Raw genomic sequence first — 23303 nt, 5'->3', positions numbered from 1 at the left:
CGTCAAGCGGTCGGGTCGTTCGGGGTCGTGACGGGCGCGGTGTCCTGTCCGCGGGCGTCCCCGGCCGCGGTGGGATCGGCGGCGACCGTGTTGCCGGACTTGCGGGACCCGAAGTAGCGCTTGCCGACCTCGACGATGATCGGGACGACCGAGATCAGGACGATCGCGATGAAGATGTAGTCGATGTTGTCGGCGATGAACTGGATCTGGCCCAGGAAGTAACCGAGCAGCGTGACCCCGGCGCCCCACACCACGCCACCGACGATGTTGTACGTGATGAACGTCGAGTACTTCATCTTGGACGCGCCCGCCACCAGGGGTGCGTAGGTACGCACGATCGGGACGAACCGCGCCAGGAAGATCGTGACGGGGCCGTGCTTCTCGAAGAACGCGTGCGCCTCGACGATGTAGCTCTTCTTGAAGATCTTCGCGTCGTCGGACTTGAAGAGCGCCGAACCACCCTTGGCGCCGATGACGTAGCCGACCTGGTCACCGAGGACCGCGGCGATGGGGATGGTCACCATCAGCACCCACAGCGGGGCGAACGGCTCCACCTCGGCCGACTTCGAGGCCGCGATGAGGCCCGCGGTGAACAGCAGGGAATCGCCGGGCAGGAGCGGGAACAGCAGACCCGACTCGATGAAGACGACCAGCAGGAGCCCGATCAGCATCCACGTGCCGAACGAGTTCAGCAGGTTGACCGGATCGAGAAATCCCGGCAGCAATGCCAGATTTGAGGTCACGGACTCCGAAGCTGCCAGCACATTCACGCGCACCAGACTACCGGCGGCCGCTGAGAGCCCGCTGAGTCGACGTGGCCCGGCGAGCCGACACGGACCGGGCACCAGGGGAGGCGGCGACGCGTCCGGGTTGCCATACTGCATAGACAACCGGCGCGCCGGCACAGTCGGCCGCGCCCCGAAACCCGTCACATGGAGGACAGCCGCCGTGCCTATCGCAACTCCCGAGGTCTACGCCGAGATGCTCGGTCGGGCCAAGGAGCACTCCTTCGCCTTCCCCGCCATCAACTGCACCTCGTCCGAGACCATCAACGCCGCGATCAAGGGCTTCGCGGACGCCGGCAGCGACGGCATCATCCAGTTCTCGACCGGCGGTGCGGAGTTCGGTTCGGGTCTGGGCGTCAAGGACATGGTGACCGGTGCGGTCGCGCTCGCGGAGTTCGCGCACGTCGTCGCCGCCAAGTACGACGTGACGATCGCGCTGCACACCGACCACTGCCCCAAGGACAAGCTGGACACCTTCGTCCGTCCGCTGCTCGCGATCTCGCAGGAGCGCGTGAACAACGGCCAGAACCCGCTGTTCCAGTCGCACATGTGGGACGGCTCGGCCGTGCCGATCGACGAGAACCTCGAGATCGCGCAGGAGCTGCTGAAGCTGTCGAAGGCCGCGAACATCATCCTCGAGGTCGAGATCGGCGTCGTCGGCGGCGAGGAGGACGGCGTCGAGGCCGAGATCAACGACAAGCTGTACACCTCGCGCGAGGACTTCGAGAAGACCGTCGACGCGCTCGGCGTGGGCGAGAACGGCAAGTACCTGCTGGCCGCGACGTTCGGCAACGTGCACGGCGTCTACAAGCCGGGCAACGTCGTCCTCAAGCCCGAGGTGCTGGCCGAGGGCCAGGCCGCGGCCATCGCCAAGCTGGGTCTGCCGTCCGGCTCCAAGCCGTTCGACTTCGTCTTCCACGGCGGCTCGGGCTCGCTGAAGTCGGAGATCGAGGACTCGCTGCGCTACGGCGTCGTGAAGATGAACGTCGACACCGACACCCAGTACGCGTTCTCGCGTCCCATCGTCGGCCACATGTTCTCCAACTACGACGGCGTCCTGAAGGTCGACGGCGAGGTCGGCAACAAGAAGGTCTACGACCCGCGCAGCTACCTGAAGAAGGCCGAGGCCGGCATGACCACCCGCGTCATCGAGGCCTGCAACGACCTCAAGTCCGCGGGCCGCTCGGTGTCCGCCGGCTAGTCGTCGGACCCAGCGCTTCGCGTTGTGCGCACTTGCCGCGCGTGCCCCGTCCCGGGGCCCGCGGTGAGTGCGCACAACGCGTTTCGGGATGGATCGCGTCGGGGTTTCGAGAGATCACCGGGTTGTCACTGGGGGTTGCAGACCTTCCACGCGCTGTCGACGCGCGTGAGATCGAACGTGCGCGGCGAGACGTCGGACGGATTGGCCGCGGTGTGCGCGGTCACCTGCGCGATCGCGGAGTCGCCCGTGATCTGGACGGAGTCGATGCTCGTGACCACCGGCACGCTGCCCCCGGCGACGGCGTCGCGGTGCACCTCGGCGAACTCGGCGGCCGGGATGCCGCGATAGAAGTCGGCCAGGGCGCCGCACGTGGACATCTGCAGGGCGGCGAGGTCGCCTGCCCCGAGCGCGTCGACGAACGTGTCGACGGCGTCGCGCACCTCCGACTCGGGCCCGCCGCCCACGCCGCCGCGGGCCACCACGAACCCGGTGACGCCGAGCGCGGCCAGGACCCCGACGACCGCGAGGGTGACGGCAACGATCCAGCCGCGACGGGCGCCGGTGCGTCCTTTCCGCGCGGGCGCCGGCCCGGCGGGCGCAATGCGCTGCGGCCCGGCGGCGGGCGCGGCGGGGCGGGTCTGGAAGTCGTCGGTGTCGGGCACGTGACGCCTCTCGGTGCGGGATCGGGATCAACTGCTGGGCAGCCTAACGGCCGACACGTGGGGCGGGCACAATGGACGCCATGACGTCTTTCGGTGATCTTCTCGGCCCGCAGCCCACCCTGCTCCCCGGTGACGACGACGCGGAGTCGGCTCTGCTCAATCACGAGGACCCGGCGAAGGTCGCCGCCGACCATCCCACGGCGTCGATCGCGTGGGCCTACCTCGCGGAGGCCGCGTTCGAGGCGGGGCAGACCATCACGGCGTACGCCTACGCCCGCACCGGGTACCACCGCGGCCTGGACCAGCTCCGCCGCAACGGCTGGAAGGGCTTCGGCCCGGTGCCCTACAGCCACGAGCCCAACCGCGGCTTCCTGCGCTGCGTCGCCGTCCTCGCCCGCGCCGCGCAGGCGATCGGCGAGAACGACGAGTACGCGCGCTGCCTGGATCTGCTCGAGGACTGCGACCCGCGCGCCGCCGAAGCACTTGGCCTCGGCTAGCCGCTTCGTTCCACGCCCGGCAGCGGGCCGAGACCAGGTGGTGGCGGGGTTCCGCCGCCTGAAGGTCTCGGCGCTGCCGGTGCTGCAGTGTGGGTTGGCGGCCGGCCTCGCATGGTTCGTCGCGACGGCGGTCGTCGGCCACACCCGCCCGTTCTTCGCGCCCATCGCGGCCGTGGTCTCACTGGGACTCTCGCTCGGTGCCCGGCTGCGCCGCTCGGTGGAGCTGGTCTGCGGCGTGACCGTCGGCATCGGGATCGGCGATCTGATCATCTCGGTGATCGGCAGCGGGGCGTGGCAGATCACGTTGGTCGTCACGCTGGCGATGGGGACCGCGGTCCTGATCGGCTTCGGTCCCATCTTCTCGATGCAGGCCGGCACGTCCGCGGTGCTGGTCGCGACGCTGCTACCGCCCGGTGACGCGGCCGGTTTCGAGCGCATGGTCGATGCGCTCACCGGTGGGATCGTCGGCGTCCTGGTGGTCGCGGTGGTGCCGACTCACCCCGTCCGGCGCGCCCGACGCGACGCCGCCGGAATCCTCGCGACCGCGGCCGACGTGCTGCAACTGGTGGCCGACGGGCTGATCGCAAACGATCCGAAACCGATCGAGAAGGCGCTGCGCAAGGCTCGCGAGACGCAGCCGGCGATCGATTCCCTCCGCTCCAACCTCTCGGGCGGCAAGGAGATCAGTCGCATCTCGCCGCTGTACTGGGGCACCCGGACGCGACTGGCCCGGTTGACCGCCACCGCCGATCCGATCGACAACGCGATGCGCAACATCCGGGTGCTCTCGCGACGGTCGCTGTCGCTGGTCCGGGACGACGAGATCCTCGACCCGCGCCTGGTGGACGAGATCGAGAAGCTCTCGCACGCCCTGGACGTCCTGCGGCAGATGATCCTGTCCGAGCCGGGAGAACAGCCGGACCAGGCCGAGGCCGCCCGCGTGCTGCGGACGGTGTCGTCGGCGCTCAAACCCGAACTCGTGGAGAACTCGGGTCTGTCCGCGACCGTCGTGTTCGCGCAGATCCGCTCGCTGTTGGTGGACCTGCTACAGGTGGCCGGGCTCGGCCGGATCTCCGCGATCGCAACGCTGCCACCCACCGTGCCCAAGCCCGCGTACCGCCCCGACATGTGAGCCCCTTCTATATATGCGAATGTGTGCATATGATGGGCGCTGATCTACGAGGAGGGTGGTCATGGGAGCCGGTCACGGGCACAGTCACGGGAATGTCGCCGGCAGCGGCGCCGGGCCGTCGGGGGCGCGCATTCGCAAGATGGTGATCGCGCTCGCGATCCTGGTCGGGTTCCTCGCGCTCGAGGCGGCCGTGGCGGTGGCGATCGGATCACTCGCGCTGCTCGCCGACGCCGGGCACATGCTCACCGACGTGGTCGGCATGTCGATGGGCCTGGCCGCGCTGCTGCTCGCCAAGCAGGGTTCCAAGGCGGCCGCCCGCACGTTCGGGTGGCACCGCGCCGAGGTCCTCACCGCGATGGCCAACGCGGTACTGCTGCTCGGTGTCGCCGCCTTCGTCATGTACGAGGCGATCGGCCGCATCGGGGACGCTCCGGAGATTCCCGGGATCCCGCTCATGGCCACCGCGGTGGCCGGGCTCGCCGCCAACGTCGTGGTGATGCTGATGCTGCGGGGCGACGCCAAGGACTCCATCGCGGTCCGCGGCGCGTACCTCGAGGTGCTCGCCGACGCCGTCGGCAGCGTCGGCGTGCTGCTCGCGGGTGCCGCGCTGGTGTTGTTCGACTGGACGTACGCCGACGTCGTGGTGGGCGTGCTGATCTCGCTGTGGGTGGTGCCGCGGGCACTCAAGCTCGCCGGCTCGGCACTACGGATCCTCACCCAGGCGTCCCCCGCGAACGTCGACGTGGACGCCGTCCGCACCGATCTGCTCGCGGTGCCCGAGGTCTCCGACGTCCACGACCTGCACGTGTGGACGCTCACCACCGGGATGGACGTCGCGACGGTGCACCTGACCACCGAGTCGGACTCGCAGCGGGTGCTGGCCGCGGCCAAGACCGTGCTGGACGCGCACGGTCTCGGCCACGCCACCGTCCAGGTGGAGTCGTGCGCCGAGGGTTCGCGGTGCCGGGAGGACCTCACGTGGTGACGCGAACCCCGCGCCCTCAGCGGTAGCCGTCGGTGTTCGCCGGCAGGTCCCGGTCCTGCACCTCGACCAGGTACCGCCAGCAGTCGGGGCGGGAACCGTCGACGTCGGTGAACCCGTAGCGCTGCGCCAGTTGCCCGCTCGAGACCACCCCGCCGCTGAACTCGCCGACGTTCGGGTCCGCGGCCAGCGCGGTCACCGCCCGGCCGACGAACGTCGGAGTCTCGGAGATCGCGAAGTGCGGCACCTGCTCGAGGGCGTCACGCCAGTTGTCCTCGGTGACGCCGAAGGCGTCGAGCATGTTCTCCGACCGCAGCCAGCCCGGGGTCACCGCGACCGCCGCGCCGCCGTGCGGTGCCATCTCGTACGCCAGTGCGGTGGTCATGCGTTGCACCGCCGCCTTGACGAGGTCGTAGAAGAACCCGACCTGGTGCCGGTAGGCGACGTTGTACTCGGCGGTGCCGTCGGTCATCTCGACGACCAGACCGCCCGGCCGGCGGATCAGCAGTGGCAGCGCGAAGTGGCTGGTGATCACGTGGGTGTCGATCCCCATCCGCAGCATCCGCAGGCCGCCGTCCAGATCGTGCTCCCACAGCGCGGTCCCGAACTGGGCGTAGCGGTCGCCGCCGAAGATGTCGTTGACCAGGATGTCGAGGCGACCGTGCTCGCCGTCGATGCGCTCGACCAGGGCACGCACCTGGTCGGGGTCGAGGTGGTCGACGCGCAGTGCGGCACCGTCGCCGCCGACGGCCGCGATGAGCTCGCCGGTCTCCTCGATGGTCTCGGGCCGGTCGATCTCGGAGCGGCCGTCCACCCGGCTGCTGCGCCCGGTCGCGTAGACGACAGCTCCCGCCCGCGCGAGCTCGACGGCGATCGCCCGGCCCGCGCCGCGCGTCGCCCCCGCGACCAGCGCGACCTTCCCGGACAGGGCCGGCGCGGTCACCGGCTGACCCGGGTGACGTCGGCGCCCGGCCGCCACAGATCGACGTGCAGCCGATCGTCCGCCACCGTCGTCAGCACCACCTCGTCGATGCTCAGCTCGAAGATGTGGGCGTCGGCGCCGGGGTTCTCCGGGTACGAGTCCAGGATCGCCTGCTTCTCGCCGCCCTGCAGCTCGCGGGCCCGGCCGGAGATCTTGGCGTCGCCGCCCTCCATGGAATGGTGACCGGGATTGGTGTGCAGCGCGTACCGCGGGTCGCGCTGCAGATCCCGTGCCTTGCGGGCGCCGGGCATCGACCCCAGCACGAGCAGTCCCCGGAAGATCTCGACCTCGGTGCCGCTCACGCGGGGCGAACCGTCCGCCCGCAGGGTCGCGAGCACGTGATGCCGGTGGGCGGTCAGTCGCGCACGGACGGCGTCGGCCAGCGGCGGGGCGGACGCGGAGAACTCCTGCCAAGTTGTCATGCACCGAGTCTGCGCGCCGGTCACTGACATCTACTGTCAGTGATTTTCGTAGGCTGTGCCGGTGCGCTCCAGTCGACTGCTCGACCTCATGCTGCGGTTGCAGGGCGGCCCCGGCTGCACCGCCGCACGCCTGGCCGACGAACTCGGCGTGTCCGTCCGGACGGTGTACCGGGACGTCGCGGCGCTGCAGGCGGCCGGCGTGCCGCTCTACACCGAGAGTGGGCCGGGCGGCGGTATCCGGTTGCTCGACGGGTGGCAGTCCAAGCTTTCGGGCATGACGGGGGCGGAGACGTCGGCGCTGATGCTGCTGGGCATCCCGGGGCTCGCCGACGACCTCGGACTGGCCGACGTCACCGCGCGTGCCGAGGCGAAACTGCTGGGGGCGCTGCCGCTTCCGTTGCGGGCCGGGGCGTTGCTGTGGCGCGAACGTCTGCATGTGGACGCCCCCGGCTGGTTTTCCCGGTCGCAGCATCCGGGCGAGCTGGCGGCGGTCGCGACGGCGGTGCTCGAGGGCCGACGCCTGACGATCGGCTACCGCAAGGGCGCACGGAGCGTGACGCGCACACTCGATCCGCTCGGCCTGGTCGCAAAGGCCGGCGTCTGGTATCTCGTTGCGCGCCATCGGGATCGGACGCTGTCGTACCGGGTGTCGCGGATCGCTTCGGCGCGGGTACTGGGCGAACCGGCCCGGCGACCGGAGGCGTTCGACCTGGCCGGGTGGTGGGCCGAGTCGACGGCCGCGTTCGACCGGGCGCTGCTGCGCTTTCCGTGCCGCGTGCGGTTGTCGCCGTACGCGTGGCGGCGTCTGCCGTCGGTGGTGGGGGAGGAGGCGGCGAAGGTGCCGCCGTCGGCACCCGACGGTGACGGGTGGGTGACGGTGGAACTGCGGCTCGAGGCCGAGGAGGTGGCGCTCGACCAGTTCCTCGCGTTCGGGCCGGGGATCGAGGTACTCGAACCGCCGTCGCTGCGGTCCGCGCTGCGGGAGGCGGCGCGGCGCACCGCCCGACTCAACGACTGAGGGCCGCGAAATTCGCTGTCCGGGCTCGGCGGGCTTCTCTACGATCGCGCCATGGCCGATCCGCATCCGCACGTCTACTACCGTGATCGACTCGTCCCCGCGCGGGAGGCGACGCTGGGCGTCGCGACCTCCGCGGTCCTGTACGGGCTCAGCGTGTACACGGTCTTCCCGGTGCACGTCGACGGCCAGGTCCGGACCGCGTTCCGGCTCGCGGATCACTATCGGCGACTGGTCGAGTCGTGCCGGATCATCGGCATCGACCGGTTCGACGACGAGTGGACCTTCGACCGGTTCGTCACGGCCGCATCCGAACTCGTCGCCGCCAACGCGCCGACGTCGGACGTCTACGTGCGCGCCACCGTCCACGTCGACGAGTCGATTCCGGGCACCCGGGTGCGGGGTCTGCGCACCGCGGTCTCGATGTTCGCGTACGACGCGGTCCCGATCGTCCCGCAGGACGGCATGCGGCTGAAGACGAGCACGTGGCGCCGCATCCCCGACTTCGCGATCCCGTCCCGGGCCAAGGTCAACGGGGCGTACGTCAACTCGGTTCTGGCCAAGCAGGACGCGATCGACGCGGGCTACGACGACGCGATCTTCCTCGACGGGGCCGGGCACGTGTGCGAGCTGAGCGCGGCCAACATCTTCCTGGTCCGTGGCGGCGCGTTGATCACCCCGGACGTCTCGTGCGACATCCTCGACGGCATCAACCGGCGCACGCTGCTCACCCTCGCAGCGGAGGACGGCATACCGGTCGTGGAGCGGACGGTCGATCTCACGGAGCTCTACATCGCCGACGAGGTGTTCGTGACCGGGACGTCGGCGGGGGTGGCGCCGGTCGTCGAGGTGGACGGACGGGTCGTCGGCGACGGTCGACAGGGTCCGGTCTGCGAGGCACTGCGCAAGCGCCACGCGTCGGCGTTGCGCTCGGACGAGCTGCACGGGTGGGTCACCGCCCTGGCCTGACGCCGTCCCGGGGCGCGTTCCGCCCGCCCCGGGCCGGGCGCGAGATCGGGTAGTGAACTACCTACACCCCTACGTGGCCGCCTACCTAGCGTGGGTGACATGACCAGCGCACAGGTATCGGACATGCCGACGGACCGTGGGGCCGACCGTCAACCGGCCGTCGACATCGAGCAACTCCGTGGGGAGATCGACCGTCTGGACGAACAGATCCTGGCGGCGATCCAGCGGCGCACCGAGCTCTCCCGCCTGATCGGTGAGGTGCGGATGCTCGGCGGCGGCACTCGATTGGTGCACACCCGAGAGATGAGCGTGCTGTCGCGTTTCGACGATCTGGGGCCCGAGGGGCACACGCTTGCGTTGTTGCTGCTCAGGCTCGGGCGGGGGCGCTTGGGTCATGTCATGTGACCGGTCGGCCCCGGTCGGACGGTGACGTTCCGATCGGGGCCGGCGCGGCCACGCCTCGCGGCGCCGCGCGCCGGCGCGCGAACAGTATCTGCGTCAGCGCCAGAACTGCATCAGGTAGTTGCCGTACGCCGCGTACACGTCGGGGATCCCGGACAGCCCGAAGATCCAGTAGATCGTGTCGAAGAACGCGGAGTTGATCTGCGGCACGAACAGCAGCGCGACCAACAGCAGCAGCCCGTACGGCTTGAACTTGTCGAGCGCCGCCCGCGTGTCCGGCTGCAGGTGCGGTTCGAGCGCGCCGTAGCCGTCCAGCCCCGGCACCGGGAGCAGGTTCAGGATCGTCGCCATCACCTGCAGAAACGCCAGGAAGCTCAGTCCGTACCAGAACACCCGGTGGTCACCGACGCCGTTCTCAGGCCCGAACACCTGGATCACTGCCAACAGCACCACCGCGGTGACGGCGTTGACGGCCGGCCCGGCCAACGCGACGCGGGTGCGGGTGCGCGGCGACATCGCCCACGTGTCGAGGTACACCGCACCTCCCGGCAGCCCGATGCCGCCGAGCGCGAGGAACAGCACCGGCAACCCGATCGACAGCAGCGGCTGGGTGTACTTGCGCGGATCGAGGGTGAGGTAGCCGCGGAGCACGACGTCGTGGTCGCCGTTTCGCCACGCGACGAACGCGTGGGCGAACTCGTGCAGGCACAGCGTCACGACCCAGCCGGCCACCACCAGGACGAACACCCCGATGCGGCCCGAGGAGGCGTCGTCGGCGGCACGCCAGGCGACCACGCCGCCCGCGACGGCGATCGCGACGATGCCGAGGAAGACCGGGCTCGGACGGACACGCGCGGCCCGGGTTCGGGAGTCGGGGTACATGCCCCCAGTATCCAGACGAAGTGGACTCAGGAGCCGTAAACGAGCAGCCAGTCCTCGTGGTGGCGGTAGAACGTGGAGCGCTTGAGTGCGCGCGGGGTCCGGACGCCGTCCCGCGTGACCACCGCCGACGGGGACCCGAGCTGGACGGCGCGACCCGTCAGCCACCGGTGGCCACCGAACCATCGGCGCTTGTCGACGGTCGACCGCAGTCCGGGAGCCTCCGGGATCGGCACGATCCGCATGCCCGGCACGGTTCCGGAGAACAGTCGCTCGTCGTCCACGTACGCCTCGCCGGTCAGTTCCCCCGCGTGTTCGGATCCGTAGATCCGCGCCTCACCGACAAGGGCGATGCCGGCGTCGTCGCGGACGAGCGGCAGGGCACGGGCAGCACCCGACACCGCGATCGACGCTGCCTTCGAACCGGTCCGCAGCCCGTACGCGTGAGTCGCGTCGGTCCGGTCCTCGGGGACGTACGCGAGTTCGATGTGCAGCCGCTCGGTACGCATCAGCCGGGTGAGCGCGGCCGCGAGCGCGGCGTCCTCGCCGACGACGATCAGTCGCGGCTTCTCCACCGTCTCGAGTTTCGCGAACGCCTCGTCGAAGTCGTCCTTCTCCGGGACCGCGGGGGCGTTGAAGACGTCGAGTGAGCGCAGCGCCAGCGGTAACGGCGCATCGCCGCACTTGAGCACTACCGGGGTCATGAAACTCCTTGCCGATATCCGACGCTGCCGAAATCCGACGCTCCGATGTGGACGCCTCTCACGCCATGCCACGCCACGGCAGCGGCGACATGGACCTGTCGTCGCTCGCAAGGGCATTTCGATGTCTACCCGAATCCGGGTGGGCGTCGCAAACGATCGGCGCCCCGCGATGTCCGTTTCGGGCGGGTTCGGAGGACGCGACGGCCGCCGGACCGGTGGGCTCGGCTAGACTGTGCCTCCGGCCACTGCCTACACCACGGCAGGAACCATGCAGTCGGATACGACTGCACGTCGACCGTAGGAGACAGGGAAATGCCGGCAATCGTCCTCATCGGTGCCCAGTGGGGCGACGAGGGTAAGGGCAAAGCTACCGATCTACTGGGCGGAAGCCTGCAGTGGGTGGTGCGATACCAAGGCGGCAACAATGCCGGGCATACCGTGGTCCTGCCCAACGGCGACAAGTTCGCGCTGCATCTGATCCCGTCGGGCATCCTCACCCCGGGCGTCACCAACGTGATCGGCAACGGCGTCGTGGTGGATCCGGGCGTACTGCTGGAGGAACTGGCCGGGCTCGAGGAGCGTGACGTCGACACCAGCGGGCTGCTGATCAGCGCCGATGCGCACCTGATCATGCCGTACCACGTGGCCATCGACAAGGTCACCGAGCGCTTCCTCGGCGCCAAGAAGATCGGCACCACGGGCCGCGGCATCGGCCCCTGCTACCAGGACAAGATCGCGCGTGTCGGTGTCCGCGTGGCCGACGTGCTGGACGAGAAGATCCTCACCCAGAAGGTCGAGGCCGCCCTGGAGTTCAAGAACCAGGTGCTCGTGAAGATCTACAACCGCAAGGCCCTCGACCCGCAGCAGGTGGTCGACGAGGTCCTCACCCAGGCCGCGGGTTTCAAGCACCGGATCGCCGACACGCGTCTGCAGCTCAATCAGGCGCTCGAGCGCGGCGAGACCGTGCTGCTCGAGGGGTCGCAGGGCACGCTGCTCGACGTCGATCACGGCACCTACCCGTACGTGACGTCGTCGAACCCGACGTCCGGCGGCGCCGCGGTGGGCTCCGGTATCGGCCCCACCCGCATCACCACGGTGCTCGGCATCCTCAAGGCGTACACCACCCGCGTCGGCTCGGGCCCGTTCCCGACCGAGCTGTTCGACAACCACGGCGAGTACCTGGCCAAGCAGGGCGGCGAGGTGGGTGTCACCACCGGTCGCGCACGCCGCACCGGCTGGTTCGACGCCGTCATCGCCCGGTACGCCACCCGCGTCAACGGCATCACCGACTACTTCCTCACCAAGCTCGACGTGCTGTCGAGCCTGGACACCATCCCGATCTGTGTCGGCTACGAGGTGGACGGCGAGCGCGTCGACGAGATGCCGATGACGCAGACCGACGTGCACCACGCCAAGCCGATCTACGAGGAGATGCCGGGCTGGTGGGAGGACATCTCGCACTGCCGCACCTTCGAGGAGTTGCCGGTCAACGCACAGAACTACGTGCTGCGGCTCGAGGAGCTCTCGGGTGCACGGATCTCGTGCATCGGCGTCGGCCCCGGCCGCGACGAGACCATCGTCCGGCACGACATCCTGGCCTGACCCGCTTCGACCGTTCCGACCGAATGTCACATGCGTCCAGTTCGACTGAACGCATGTGACATTCGGCGTTCCGGGGTGCTGAGGTGCACGCCGGTTACCATCGGGGGCATGGCCCTCCTCTACGCGGCACAGCTGTCCCCCACCAAGCCGGAACTGATCGCGGCGTGGCTGCCCTCGGCGTCGTACTTCGCCGGTGAGACGGCGACCGTCACCCCGGTGGGCGCGTACCGGTTCGACGACCCGGACGGCGAGGTCGGCATCGAGATCCACCTGGTGCGCGACGACGCCGACGGTGCGGTGTACCAGGTGCCGCTGACGTATCGGTCCGCCGCGCTGCCCGGTGCACGGCTGGTCGGGGAGATGGAGCACTCGGTGCTCGGGCACCGCTACGTGCACGACGCGACCACCGATCCCGTCTACGTGCGGCAGCTGCTGGCCGCCGTGTACGAGGGCGGGCGTGAGGCCGAACAGTTCGTCCACGTCGACGGGGGGACGCCGAAGCGGGTGGAGAACACCGCGCACGCCTGGGGGACCGGTGTGGCCGGTGCCGCGGTGCCGGCCGTCGCCGACGTACAGGTGACCGCCGACGGTGCGGACACGGTCGTCGAGGCGGGTGGGGTCACCGTCGTCGTCCATCATCGGCCGGCGGACGCGGACCCGTCCGGGGCCGCCCTGCTCGGCGAATGGGACGGCGGCCGCGGCATTCTCGCGACGGTGCGCTGACACTCGTCCGGGTATCCCTCCCGCGCGCCGTCCTCGGACCGGCGGGACGTCGCAGCCGCTTCGATGGTCGGCATAATGAACGTCGGCAAAAGTTGTTCGAGAGACGGGATGTCGAGGCGCGCATGGGCGAGGGCACCAGCACCGACGGCGGCGGCCCCGCGACAGGTGCCGAGTTCTCGGCCTGGTTCGTCGAGCGGTTCGCCGACTACTGGCAGTCGGCCGGGGCCTCGCGCATCGAGGGCCGCATCGCCGGGTATCTGCTGATCGACGAGTCGACCGGAGTGACCGCCGAGGAACTGGCGACCCGGCTCGGTGCCAGTCGCGGCTCGGTGTCCACCTACGTGCGGCGCCTGATCGACCGCGGCTTCGTCAAGTTGATCCGTAAACCACGAGACCGAACTCATTACTACGCAATGGATTCGGACGTGTGGGGTGGATTTCTCGAGAACGAGCACACGTACCTGGAGAATCAGCGGCGCCTGGCCGTCGCGGCGCTCGCGCACACCGACCCGGAGGGGCCGGCCTACGAGCGCGTGCTGAACATGCGGGATTACATGGGCTGGATCATCGACAACCGGATGCTGCGCAGCGAGTGGAACCGCTTCAAGGCGCAGCGCGATGCGCAGGCACCCGGTCGCGACGAGTCCGAGTGATCACGCCCCGGGCGTGCCGAGCTTGCCGACGGCCTCGTCGATCATCGGAACATAGCGTTCGATCGACCACGGCACGGTCAGCGGATTGATGATCGACGAGCCGGTGACGAACGGCTGATCCTCGGGCGCCACAACCGATCCGCGGGAGACGGCCGGGATCTGGCGGTACACCGGCTGGGCCTCGACGTCGGCGCGGTTGGCGTCGTCGGAGTAGAAGGTGAACAGCAGATCGGAATCCTTCAGCAGGTGTGCGTTCTCGAGGCCGATCACGGCCGAGTCGGTCCCCTCGGTCTCCGTCAGGGTGTTCACGACCGGGTCGACTCGCAGTCCCAGGCCCCGCACCATGGCGACGCGCTGCTCGTCGGGGAAGAACACGCCGAGCGTGCCCGGGCCGGTGTTGTAGACGTACGAGAACGAGACGTCCGCGTACTCGGGATGTGCGGCGGCGGCGTCGTCGAACCGGGACTTGATCTTCGCGATCTGGGCGTCCGCCTCGGCGGGCTCGCCCATCGCCGCACCGATCACCCTCATCTGGTCCTCCCACGTGACGGTCCACGGCTTCTCCGCATAGGCCACGGTGGGAGCGAAGGCGCTCAGGGCGTCGTACTGCTGCTGGGTGATGCCCGACCACGGCGCCAGGATCAGGTCCGGGTCCAGTGCGGCGATCGCCTCGATGTCGATCTCGTCGCCACCGGTGAACTGGACGGGCAGGTCGGCGCCCTGCTCGGTCACCGCCTCGTGGATCCACGGCAGGTAGCCGGTGTCGTCACTGCCCCACCGGTATTCCTCGATCCCCACCGGCACGGTGCCCAGCGCGATCGCGGTCTCCGCCGAACCCTGGCCCAGCGTGACGATGCGTTCGGGCTTCTCGGTGATCACCGCCGTCCCCAGAGCGTGCTCGATGGTGACGGTCTCGAAGTCCGTGTCGCCGGCCGTGCTCGCCGGCTCGCTCGAGCTACAGCCCACCAGGACGAGAGCGGCGGCTGTGAGGCCGGACAACAGGGCGGACCGGGGGAGGGTCCGCGGTCGGGCGAATCTCATGGAGCAGCCTTTCGACACGTCGACGATGCGAGGTGAGCATAGGCTTACCTTTTCTGAAATTTCAACTCAAATGAAAGTTCTGGCCGCAGCGAGGCGACGGGATCACGACGGAAGCGTCAATCTGTGGTTGACGAAACTGTCTCTGTGGCCCACGGTGGTGCGTCCGCCGCCGAATGGCGACGGGCGGCAACGCGCTCACCTGCGGCTACCGAGAAATCTGAAAGTTTTTGTGATCGAGGGGTTTAGGCGTCCCGCTCCCACGGGTACAAGATCAAATGTGCCCCTCCCGAGGGGGTACGGAAGAGAAACACCCAACAGATTGGAGAAAACATGTCGTCCGAACTCGATGGTTTCCTCGGCATCATCAACAAGCTGCTGGCGTTCCTCGGATCGTCGGGTGAAGAGCAGACTCCGCCCACGGAGCCGACGCCGTAATCGGGCGTCGCGCACGAGAAGGCCGGGTCTCCGCCTCGCGGAGGCCCGGCCTCGGCGCTTCTCGCAGGTAGCCGATCGGAACGGTGTCTAGTCGAGCCAGGCGGTCTAGACGAGCCAGGCGCGTTCGTCCCCGCTGAAGCGGTTGATCGCGGCCGGTGTGCCCGTTGCCCGGTGATACATCGCCGTGAAAGCATCCGTGAAAACCCGGTTTTCGGTGTCCAGGCGGTCCTGCCAGGCCTTGATCTCGCTCAGCCGCTCGTCCAGTTCGGCGCGGACGGCCCGCTCGTCGACCGTGGTGACCTCACCGCCGTCCACGACGATGCGGCCGGCCACGATCACGGTCTCGATCGAGGAGCCGTTCTCCGAGTAGACCAGTTGGTGATCCAGCTTCTGGCGGGGCGTGAACGCCATCGTCGCCAGATCGTAGATCACCAGGTCGGCGGCCCTGCCGACCTCGAGCGCGCCGACGGTCTCCTGCAGCATCGCGGTACGGGCCCCGTCGACCGTCCCGGCCCGCAGCACCTCCTCCACCCGTGGCCACGCCGTGAAATCGGGTGTGGTGACCTTGTGCAGCAGCGCGGCGGTCTTGACGACGTCGAGCATGCGCGGGGAGTCGCTGCTCGAACAGCCGTCGGTGCCCAGGCCGAGGTTGACGCCGGCGTCGCGAAGTCTGCGCCAGGCCGCGATGCCGGAGCCGAGCTTGAGGTTCGAGATCGGATTGTGCGAGATGGACGTCCCGGCGTCGGCAACCATCGCCATGTCGTCCTCGGTCAACCAGATACCGTGCGCCAGCGTCGTGTTGGGGGACAGCGCGCCGATCTCGTGCATGTACGAGACCAGTGACTGCCCGTACAGTTCGGCGCCGGTGACCAGTTGCGTCTTGGTTTCGAGCACGTGGATGTGGCATTCCGCGTCGTACTCGCGGGCCAGTTGCGTGGCTCCCACGAGCACGTCCGCACCGCACCGCTGCGGTGCGGACGGCGCGACCATGTACCGCAGCCGACCGTCACCGCGTCCGTGGTACTGCTCGAAGGCCTTTCGGCTGAAGTCGAGATATTCCTCGGCGGTGGGTACCGGTTGCGATCGCACCTGTGCGACGATCGCTTCGGGCAGGTACTCGGACGCGAACGGCAGCGTGTCGAGAAACGGCTTGCCGACCACGTGCCCGGAGATGTTGGCCCGGATGCCGATCCGCTCGTAGGCGTCGAAGACTGCCGACAACTGTGCCCAGTCCTGACGCGGGTTCTCGAGCACGTCGTCGACCACGGTGGTCACGCCCGCCTTGAGCGACTCGATCGCGAACAGTGTGCTGCGCAGGCGGACGAGATCCGGCTCGACGTAGCTGTCCCCGAGGATCGGGTAGCACTGCGCCATCCACAGTTCCAGTGGCAGGTTGTCGTACCGCCCCTTGTAGAACATCTCCCAGGAATGTGTGTGCGCGTTGACGAAACCCGGTGCGACCAGCCGGTCCTGCCCGTCGATCACACGATCGCCGTCGCGGGGCTGCAGATCGGCCCCGATCGCAGATATCGCCCCGTCCTCGATGCGGAGGCTGCGCACCACGGGCTCGGAGCCGGTGACGGGGTCCATGGTGATGACGTGTGCGTTGCGGATGAAGATTCCCATGTGACTTCCTGGTTCGGAGGGGCGGGGGTGGGGTCAGGCGAGGGGAGCCACCGGCGCCGGCGCGTCCTCGGGCAACGACGGCGACCCGGCGATCACCCGGCGGGAGGTCCACTGCCGATGCGACTTCCGTGCGAGCAGGTAGTAGGTGAGCCCGGCCGCGGCGCTGCCGGCGAGCCACGACACGTCGAGGCCGCCGAGCGCGCGGGAACCGAAGCCCTGCAGCGCCGGCACCGTGCCCTGCAGGAACATCCAGGTGCAGACCACGCCGACCGCGAACGCGATCAGCGCTCTGGCGTTGACGTCGGGAAGGCGCGGCGAGCCGACCGGGTCGAAGAGGTGATCGAACCGTCGGGTGCGGCGCTCGAGGATGTAGTAGTGCACCAGCATGATCGCGCCCCACGTGGCGACCCAGCCGACGACGCCGACCAGCCACGCGTCCAGGGTCTTCGCGGCGTCCTCCTGGTAGACGAAGAACACGGCGGCGGCCAGCGCCAGGACGCCGACGACGAGGTTGAGCTTGCGGCGGCCGACCCTGATGTCGAGTGCCTGCGCGGCGACGCTGAAGCTGTACACGTTCAGTACGTTCGTGGCGATGGGGCCGTGCAGGACCAGCAACAGCACCGGAATCGCCAGCGTGCCGTAGTTCTCGACGATCAGCTGTCCGGGGTCCACCGATCCGTTCCTGGTCGCGAGCGTGGCGCCCAGGACGCCGAGCCACACGACGGGGATGAACTGACCCAGGGCGCTGGCCAGGTACAGCTTTCTGCGCGGCACGCCGGTGCTCACGAAACGGGAGTAGTCGGCGGCGTACGTCAGCCAGGTCAGTCCCCAGCCGATCCCGATCGCGGTCATGACGCCCGACATCGCGACGATCCGCTCGGTGCCACCGAGGGTGACTTCGTCCGGACCGGCGTAGCTCCAGTCGATGTCGAAGCGGAACCAGGCGACGACGGACATCAGCACGAGGACCACCACGGTGGGCGGGACCGTCCAGCGTTCGAAGGCCGAGATCGCGCGGTAGCCGGCCATCGAGATGCCGACCTGGATCGCCATGATTCCGAAGGCGACGCCGATCTTCCACCCGATGTTCGACGCGTCGGGGTCCACCCAGCCGAGTTCGCCGAAGAGCGCCATCACCAGGTCGAGCACGATCCAGGTGTTGACCGCGCACCAGCCGACGACGACCAGCGCCTGGATCGCCGACGGCAGGTAGTTGCCGCGGCGGCCGAAGACCGAGCGCCCCAGGAGCATGCCGGTGGTGCCGGTGCGCTGGCCCAGCAGGACGAACAGCCCGAAGACGGCCATGCCGACGAGGTTGCCCAGCACCAGTACCAGCAGGGTGTCGGCGAGCCCCAGCCCCATGCTGATCCCCAGTGCTCCCAGGACCCAGTTGATGGGGGCGATGTTCGCGCCGGCCCAGATCCAGAACTGACCGGACAGGCGGGTCGTGCGTTCGCCTTCGGGTATCGGTTGCAACGACTCCTCGACGTCGTGGGTGGTAGCACTCACGGTGGACTCCCTCGATGACGACGTCCGGGATTCCCGGACGTTCAGGCCTTTTCGGTTACGGCCACGAGCCTGCGCGTCGACTGTTTCGTCGGACGTTACGGAATGTAAGTCGCACGTAACACGCGGTGGACAAAATGTCGCCATGAATCTTCGAGGGGCGTTGGACGACGTCTACATGCTCGCGGCCCGGCCCGTGCCGGTCGCGGCGGCCGGCGCCGTCGACCGCAACCTGCGGTGGGTGCACGCCAGCGAGCAGCTGGACATCGCGCCGCTGCTGCGCGGCGGCGAGCTGATCCTCATGGAGGGCGTCAACCTGGTCGGTCGCACGGACACCGAGCTGCGGGACTACGTCGACGCGCTCGCCGCGGCCGGGGTGGCCGGTCTGGCCGTCGAACGGACGGACCGGCTCCCGGCGATTCCGGCGCCGCTGGTCGAGCACGCCGAACGCGTCGGCTTCCCGGTCCTGCAGCTGCGGCACCGCGTCCCGTTCGTGCAGATCTGCGAGAGCGTCAACAGCCAGCTGGCCGACTCGACGCTGCGCCGGCTGCAGATCGCCGACCGGATGTCGCGGGTGCTGTCCGCGTCGATCGAGGAGCAGCCGGCCGTGGACGCGATCCTCGCGGCACTGAGCCGGGAGACGTGTTCGACGGTGACGCTGACGACCCCGGCGGGAGAGGTGATCGGCCGGGCCGGGCCGGCGGCCCCGCCCGACACCGACGCCGTGTTCGACGCGTCCGTGGCGTTCGGCGGAACGGTCGTCGCCACCCTGACGCTGGCGCCGGCGCGGGACGCCGACATCTATCTGATCACCGCGGGACTCGAACGCGCACCGGAGATCCTGGCCATCGCGCTGCTCAGCACGCGGCCCCCGACGACCGAGGAGAGGCTGCAGACCCGCTACTTCTCGCTGCTCACCACCGTCGGGCATCCACCGTCGGACCTGGCGGTGCAGCTCGACGCGATCGCCGCACGGCTGGGGCTGCGCACGACCGCCGCGTACCTGACACTGCTGATCGAGTACGACGACGAGATCTCGACCGGGGCGATGGAGCATCTGGTCGACGCCTCGTGCTGCCGGCACCTGGGTCAGCAGGTGGGGCGGGAGTACCTGGCGGTACTCGAGTTCGACCGCTGGTCGACGATGGAAACAGCACGCGCACAACTGTTCTCGAGGCTGGTTCACGTTCGGGCTCGCACGGTGGTGGTCGGGCCGGGCGCGCGCGGCCGTCACGAGATCCGGCGATGCCTGACGGAGGCCCGGACCACGCGCACCCTGCACTGCGGGCCCGGCGCCGGGGTGGTCCTCGACGCCCGGGACTTCGCCGTCGCCCGGCTGCTCAGCGGCCTCTCGGACACCGGTGCCGTCACGACGTTCGTCGACGACCAGATCGGCGAGTTGCTGCGACGGGACCGGGAGCGCCGCGGCGAGCTGTTCGAGACGCTGCTCGCGTACGTCACCAACTGGGGGAGCAAGACGGCGACGGCCCGGACGCTCGGGATCCAGCGCCAGACGCTGTACCAGCGGCTGGATCGGTTGTTCGCCGCGATCGGACCGCTACCGGCGGGATCGGCCCGCATCCCGGGAGTGATGACCGCGGTGTTTATCGAGCACGCCGCGCGGCAACGGCGCGGCGCCCCGCCGTCGTCTCGGCGGGGCGCCGCAGCGCGCTGACCCGGTCAATGGCCGCGCGCGATCCACTCCTCGAGGTGCGGTGCCTCGGTGCCCAGTGCGGTGTCGTCACCGTGGCCGGTGTGGACCCGGGTCTGCGCGGGCAACGCGAACAGCTTGTCGCGGATCGACCCGATGATCGTCGGGAAGTCCGAGAACGAGCGTCCGGTGGCGCCCGGACCACCCGAGAAGAGCGTGTCGCCGGAGAACAGTTCCCCGGCCTCGGGCAGGTACAGGCACGTGGACCCGGGGGAGTGGCCCGGCGTGTGGATGGCCTGGATGTCGGTGCCCGCCACCGAGATCCGCTGGCCGTCCTCGAGTGCTCCGTGGCGCACGCCCGGATGGGTCATCTGCCACAGCCCGTCGTCGGCCGGGTTCAACAGGATCGGCGCGTCGAGCTTCTCGGCGAGCTCCGGCGCGACGGTGACGTGGTCGTTGTGGCCGTGCGTGCACACGATCGCCACCACCTTGCGGCCACCGACGGCATCGATGATCGGCTGCGCCGTGTGCGCCGCGTCGATCACCACCACCTCGTCGTCGTCCCCGACGAGCCAGATGTTGTTGTCGACATCCCAACTGCCGCCGTCGAGTTCGAACGTGCCCGACGTGACGACGCGGTCGACCCTGAGGACCCCGCTCACAGGACCACCACCGAACGCAGCACCTCGCCGCGGTGCATGGTCTCGAACGCCTGCTCCACGTCCTCGAGCTTGATCCGCTCGGTCACGAACTTCTCGAGTGGCAGCCGGCCCTGCTGGTACAGGTCGACGAGCATCGGGAAGTCGCGCTCGGGCAGGCAGTCGCCGTACCACGACGACTTGAGCGACCCGCCGCGGGAGAAGAAGTCGACCAGCGGCATCTCGAGCGTCATGTCCGGGGTGGGGACGCCCACGAGGACGACGGTGCCGGCCAGGTCGCGGGCGTAGAACGCCTGCTTCCACGTCTCCGGGCGGCCCACGGCGTCGACCACGACGTCGGTGCCGAAGCCGTCGGTGAGGTCCTGGATCGCCTCGACCACGTCGTCGACCTTCGATGCGTCGATGGTGTGGGTGGCGCCGAGCTCGACAGCCCACTCGAGCTTCTTGGGATCCCGGTCGATCGCGATGATCTTGTTCGCCCCGGCGAGGCGCGAGCCCATGATGGCGGCGTCACCGACGCCACCGCAGCCGATGACCGCGACCGAGTCGCCGCGGGTGACGTTGCCGGTGTTCATCGCGGCACCCATGCCCGCCATGACGCCGCAGCCGAGCAGCCCGACGACGGCCGGATCGGCGGAGGGGTCCACCTTGGTGCACTGGCCGGCCGCGACCAACGTCTTGTCCGCGAACGCGCCGATGCCCAGGGCCGGGGTCAGCTCGGTGCCGTCCTCGAGGGTCATCTTCTGCTTCGCGTTGTGGGTGTCGAAGCAGTACTGGGGGCGACCACGCTTGCAGGCGCGACACTTTCCGCACACCGCGCGCCAGTTGAGGACCACGAAGTCGCCCACCTCGACGGTGTCGACACCCTCGCCGACGGCCTCGACGACGCCCGCGGCCTCGTGGCCGAGGAGGAAGGGGAACTCGTCGTTGATGCCGCCGTCACGGTAGGTCAGGTCGGTGTGGCACACGCCGCACGCCGCGATCGCGACGACGGCCTCGCCGGGGCCGGGATCGGGGATGTTGACGGTCACCAGTTCGACGGGGGCGTCCTTCGAGCGGGCGATGACGCCCCGTACCTGCTGCGGCATGGTTTCTCCACTCCAATTTGGTCGACGTGAACGCGCGGGCGCACACCGGGTGAGATGCGCGTCCGCCTACGAGGCTAGTCACCGCCGGCCGATGCCGGGACTGGTCGACCGGGGAGGTGGACCTGGCCGAACGGTCAGGGGACGGGGCGGACGCCCGCCTCCCCACCGAGGGCGGCGGCCTCGGCACGGGTCGCGACGTCGAGCTTGCGTAGTACCCCCGCCACGTGGAATTTCACGGTGCTCTCGCTGACGCCGAGGCGTTCGGCGATGGTGCGGTTCCGGCGGCCCGCGACCAGGTGGCCGAGGACCTCGAGCTCGCGCCGGCCGAGGTCGGCGAGCGCATGGTGGGACGGCGGTGTGGTGGAGGGCGGTTGCAGCGGGAGCGACGCGACCACGCGCGAGCCCCAGCCGGATGTCGACTCCGTGGTCAGCGTACCGTCGAGCGTCTCGACCCGGGGCCGCAGCTCACGCTCGAGCTCACCGACGTCGGCCAGCCCCCGCCCGTCGTCGCGCACGTCCACCACCAGCTCGGTGTCCGAGCAGCTCCACCCCACCCGGATGCGGGTGACCTCGTCCTGCCCCGACAGTGACAGCACCGCGCCGCGGACCAGCGCTCGGGCACCGTGGGCCACCTCGCCCGGGACGGCGCGGCCGTCGACCGCCGGCTCCACCAGGTCCAGTTCGAGGTCGCGGTGGCGCAGCAGCCCGCGCAGTTCGCCCCGCAGGCGGGCGAACGCGGTGACCACCGATTCCTCGGCGAACTCGCGGTGCGAGTCGACGGTGGTGCGCAGCCGGATCAGTGCGGCCGACGCCGTCTCACCGGCGGCGGACCGGGCGCGGTCGTCGTCGAGATCGTGCGAGCGCAGCGTCGCCAGCAAGGTCTCGAGGGTGGTGGCGTGCACCTCGGTGAGCTCGGCGATGGTGCGCGCCCGTTCCGCCGACGCGGCGCGGGACTCCGCCAGGTACGCCGGACTGGCGCCCTGGACCTGCAACTGGATGGCGGTGGCGACGATGCCGAACATCGCCCGGACGGTGTCGAGCACCGCCGGCCGCGGCGGCCGCCCCGCCGGGACGAGCACCAGCAGCGTGTCGGTGCGGTCGAGGATCGCGTACACCTCCCGCAGGCGCCCGGCGACGGCGGCGCGACCGCAGAAGATCTGTCCGTGCGCGAGATCGGCACGCAGGGAATCGAGTTCGGCGATCGTCACCCGGTCGACGATGTCCGGGTCCCCGGCGACCTTTCGGGGCCGGCCGGTGCACTCGCGCGTGAAGATCACCAGCGCGGTGTGCGGCACGGTGTCGGCCAGCAGCGCCGAGAACCGGCGTCCGATGTCGGACAAGCGGCCGACCAGGACGTCGCGCAGACCGTCCAGCAGCGCGTCGGGCCCCGTGTCGTTCACGCGGTCACGATACCGGCCGCGGTTCGACTCGCACAGTTCGGAGCGGTCAGTCCAGTACCGTAGTACTGGCCTGGCCGGGGATCGGTGCGCCGCCCGACGCGTCCACCGCGTCGTCCGGTCGCTCGGGCTCGTCCAGGATTCCGGCCAAAGGCGCTGCAGGACGGAACTGTTCGAGCCGAAAGAGCCGTCGAGGCCGGTCCGGTGGGAGGTAGTAATAGACGAAGCCGGCCAGTAGGGCCATGCAGATCAGGGTCACGACGGTGCTCATGACGGTCAGTCTGTCGGGC

Annotated in this window: 24 protein-coding genes; 11 read left to right on the top strand and 13 right to left on the bottom strand. The window is 69.5% G+C overall.

The genetic code is table 11. The annotated features are described in order from the left end of the window. Positions 1-2: 2 nt before the first annotated feature. Complete coding sequence (locus E7742_RS15525) at positions 3-776, bottom strand: VTT domain-containing protein (protein ID WP_441346857.1); 774 nt, start codon at positions 774-776, stop codon at positions 3-5. Positions 777-948: 172 nt separating this feature from the next. Between E7742_RS15525 and fbaA the strand changes: the two genes are divergently transcribed. Continuing rightward, positions 949-1986, top strand: coding sequence for a class II fructose-bisphosphate aldolase (fbaA, locus tag E7742_RS15520; RefSeq protein WP_137799753.1), 1038 nt, complete (start codon positions 949-951; stop codon positions 1984-1986). A 125-nt stretch (positions 1987-2111) separates the two neighbouring features. Here the strand turns inward: fbaA and E7742_RS15515 are convergent, their stop codons facing one another. Continuing rightward, a complete protein-coding gene (locus tag E7742_RS15515; RefSeq protein WP_137799752.1) occupies positions 2112-2648 on the bottom strand; it encodes an Rv0361 family membrane protein in 537 nt (178 codons plus the stop codon). 80 nt (positions 2649-2728) lie between these two features. On the opposite strand from E7742_RS15515, the gene E7742_RS15510 reads away from it, so the two are divergent. The 3 genes from E7742_RS15510 (at position 2729) to E7742_RS15500 (ending at position 5262) form a co-directional block, all read left to right on the top strand. Next, positions 2729-3145 carry a DUF3151 domain-containing protein gene (locus E7742_RS15510; RefSeq protein WP_137799751.1) on the top strand — a complete coding sequence of 139 codons (417 nt, stop codon included), beginning with the start codon at positions 2729-2731 and terminating at the stop codon, positions 3143-3145. A gap of 37 nt (positions 3146-3182) precedes the next feature. Next, positions 3183-4277, top strand: a complete 1095-nt coding sequence (locus tag E7742_RS15505) for an FUSC family protein (protein ID WP_137799750.1) — start codon at positions 3183-3185, stop codon at positions 4275-4277. A gap of 61 nt (positions 4278-4338) precedes the next feature. Continuing rightward, the gene (locus E7742_RS15500) at positions 4339-5262 is read left to right on the top strand and encodes a cation diffusion facilitator family transporter (protein ID WP_137799749.1); all 924 of its coding nucleotides are present in this window, start codon (positions 4339-4341) and stop codon (positions 5260-5262) included. Between the two features lie 16 nt (positions 5263-5278). Here the strand turns inward: E7742_RS15500 and E7742_RS15495 are convergent, their stop codons facing one another. Both E7742_RS15495 and E7742_RS15490 read right to left on the bottom strand, forming a co-directional pair. Continuing rightward, positions 5279-6202, bottom strand: a complete 924-nt coding sequence (locus E7742_RS15495) for an SDR family oxidoreductase (protein WP_137799748.1) — start codon at positions 6200-6202, stop codon at positions 5279-5281. Continuing rightward, a complete protein-coding gene (locus E7742_RS15490) occupies positions 6199-6663 on the bottom strand; it encodes a pyridoxamine 5'-phosphate oxidase family protein (RefSeq protein ID WP_137799747.1) in 465 nt (154 codons plus the stop codon). The genes E7742_RS15495 and E7742_RS15490 overlap by 4 nt, the downstream gene beginning before the upstream one ends. 61 nt (positions 6664-6724) lie before the next feature. On the opposite strand from E7742_RS15490, the gene E7742_RS15485 reads away from it, so the two are divergent. From E7742_RS15485 to E7742_RS15475, 3 genes are all read left to right on the top strand, one after another. Beyond that, entirely contained in the window at positions 6725-7681 is a 957-nt protein-coding gene (locus E7742_RS15485; RefSeq protein WP_137799746.1) for a helix-turn-helix transcriptional regulator, read from the top strand. 51 nt (positions 7682-7732) lie between these two features. Next, positions 7733-8647 (top strand): aminotransferase class IV, encoded by a 915-nt coding sequence (locus tag E7742_RS15480; protein ID WP_137799745.1) that lies wholly within the window; start codon positions 7733-7735, stop codon positions 8645-8647. 123 nt (positions 8648-8770) lie between these two features. Beyond that, complete coding sequence (locus E7742_RS15475) at positions 8771-9052, top strand: chorismate mutase (RefSeq protein ID WP_254699334.1); 282 nt, start codon at positions 8771-8773, stop codon at positions 9050-9052. A 93-nt stretch (positions 9053-9145) separates the two neighbouring features. On the opposite strand, the gene E7742_RS15470 is transcribed toward E7742_RS15475, so the two are convergent. Together E7742_RS15470 and E7742_RS15465 are read right to left on the bottom strand one after the other, a co-directional pair. Continuing rightward, a complete protein-coding gene (locus E7742_RS15470; protein ID WP_137799743.1) occupies positions 9146-9931 on the bottom strand; it encodes a site-2 protease family protein in 786 nt (261 codons plus the stop codon). Positions 9932-9957: 26 nt separating this feature from the next. After that, positions 9958-10632 (bottom strand): hypothetical protein, encoded by a 675-nt coding sequence (locus tag E7742_RS15465; RefSeq protein ID WP_137799742.1) that lies wholly within the window; start codon positions 10630-10632, stop codon positions 9958-9960. Positions 10633-10944: 312 nt separating this feature from the next. On the opposite strand from E7742_RS15465, the gene E7742_RS15460 reads away from it, so the two are divergent. From E7742_RS15460 to E7742_RS15450, 3 genes are all read left to right on the top strand, one after another. After that, positions 10945-12234 carry an adenylosuccinate synthase gene (locus tag E7742_RS15460; protein ID WP_137799741.1) on the top strand — a complete coding sequence of 430 codons (1290 nt, stop codon included), beginning with the start codon at positions 10945-10947 and terminating at the stop codon, positions 12232-12234. Positions 12235-12342: 108 nt separating this feature from the next. After that, positions 12343-12957 carry a CG0192-related protein gene (locus E7742_RS15455; RefSeq protein WP_137799740.1) on the top strand — a complete coding sequence of 205 codons (615 nt, stop codon included), beginning with the start codon at positions 12343-12345 and terminating at the stop codon, positions 12955-12957. 122 nt (positions 12958-13079) lie between these two features. After that, positions 13080-13610, top strand: coding sequence for a GbsR/MarR family transcriptional regulator (locus E7742_RS15450; RefSeq protein WP_137799739.1), 531 nt, complete (start codon positions 13080-13082; stop codon positions 13608-13610). Here E7742_RS15450 and E7742_RS15445 read toward each other — a convergent pair whose 3' ends face one another. From E7742_RS15445 to E7742_RS15435, 3 genes are all read right to left on the bottom strand, one after another. Then, entirely contained in the window at positions 13611-14651 is a 1041-nt protein-coding gene (locus E7742_RS15445) for an iron-siderophore ABC transporter substrate-binding protein (protein ID WP_137799738.1), read from the bottom strand. A gap of 540 nt (positions 14652-15191) precedes the next feature. Next, the gene (locus E7742_RS15440) at positions 15192-16712 is read right to left on the bottom strand and encodes an amidohydrolase family protein (RefSeq protein ID WP_137799737.1); all 1521 of its coding nucleotides are present in this window, start codon (positions 16710-16712) and stop codon (positions 15192-15194) included. Between the two features lie 33 nt (positions 16713-16745). Then, complete coding sequence (locus E7742_RS15435; RefSeq protein ID WP_254699026.1) at positions 16746-18221, bottom strand: purine-cytosine permease family protein; 1476 nt, start codon at positions 18219-18221, stop codon at positions 16746-16748. A gap of 142 nt (positions 18222-18363) precedes the next feature. Here E7742_RS15435 and E7742_RS15430 point away from each other — a divergent pair, with 142 nt between their 5' ends. Beyond that, positions 18364-19893, top strand: coding sequence for a PucR family transcriptional regulator ligand-binding domain-containing protein (locus tag E7742_RS15430; RefSeq protein ID WP_137799735.1), 1530 nt, complete (start codon positions 18364-18366; stop codon positions 19891-19893). Positions 19894-19898: 5 nt separating this feature from the next. Here E7742_RS15430 and E7742_RS15425 read toward each other — a convergent pair whose 3' ends face one another. The 4 genes from E7742_RS15425 to E7742_RS15410 all read right to left on the bottom strand — a co-directional run bounded on the left by E7742_RS15425 (position 19899) and on the right by E7742_RS15410 (position 23284). Next, the gene (locus E7742_RS15425) at positions 19899-20531 is read right to left on the bottom strand and encodes an MBL fold metallo-hydrolase (protein WP_137799734.1); all 633 of its coding nucleotides are present in this window, start codon (positions 20529-20531) and stop codon (positions 19899-19901) included. Then, a complete protein-coding gene (locus E7742_RS15420; protein ID WP_137799733.1) occupies positions 20528-21616 on the bottom strand; it encodes an S-(hydroxymethyl)mycothiol dehydrogenase in 1089 nt (362 codons plus the stop codon). The genes E7742_RS15425 and E7742_RS15420 overlap by 4 nt, the downstream gene beginning before the upstream one ends. Before the next feature lie 134 nt (positions 21617-21750). Next, on the bottom strand, positions 21751-23016 hold the full coding sequence (locus tag E7742_RS15415; protein WP_137799732.1) for a LuxR C-terminal-related transcriptional regulator: 1266 nt from the start codon (positions 23014-23016) through the stop codon (positions 21751-21753). 46 nt (positions 23017-23062) lie between these two features. Continuing rightward, positions 23063-23284, bottom strand: coding sequence for a hypothetical protein (locus E7742_RS15410; RefSeq protein WP_175420501.1), 222 nt, complete (start codon positions 23282-23284; stop codon positions 23063-23065). Positions 23285-23303 lie beyond the last annotated feature (19 nt).

Source organism: Rhodococcus sp. SGAir0479, assembly GCF_005484805.1.
Taxonomy (GTDB): domain Bacteria; phylum Actinomycetota; class Actinomycetes; order Mycobacteriales; family Mycobacteriaceae; genus Prescottella.
Note: the sequence above shows the minus strand (reverse complement) of the source record. Positions and strands in the feature narration are given on the sequence as shown.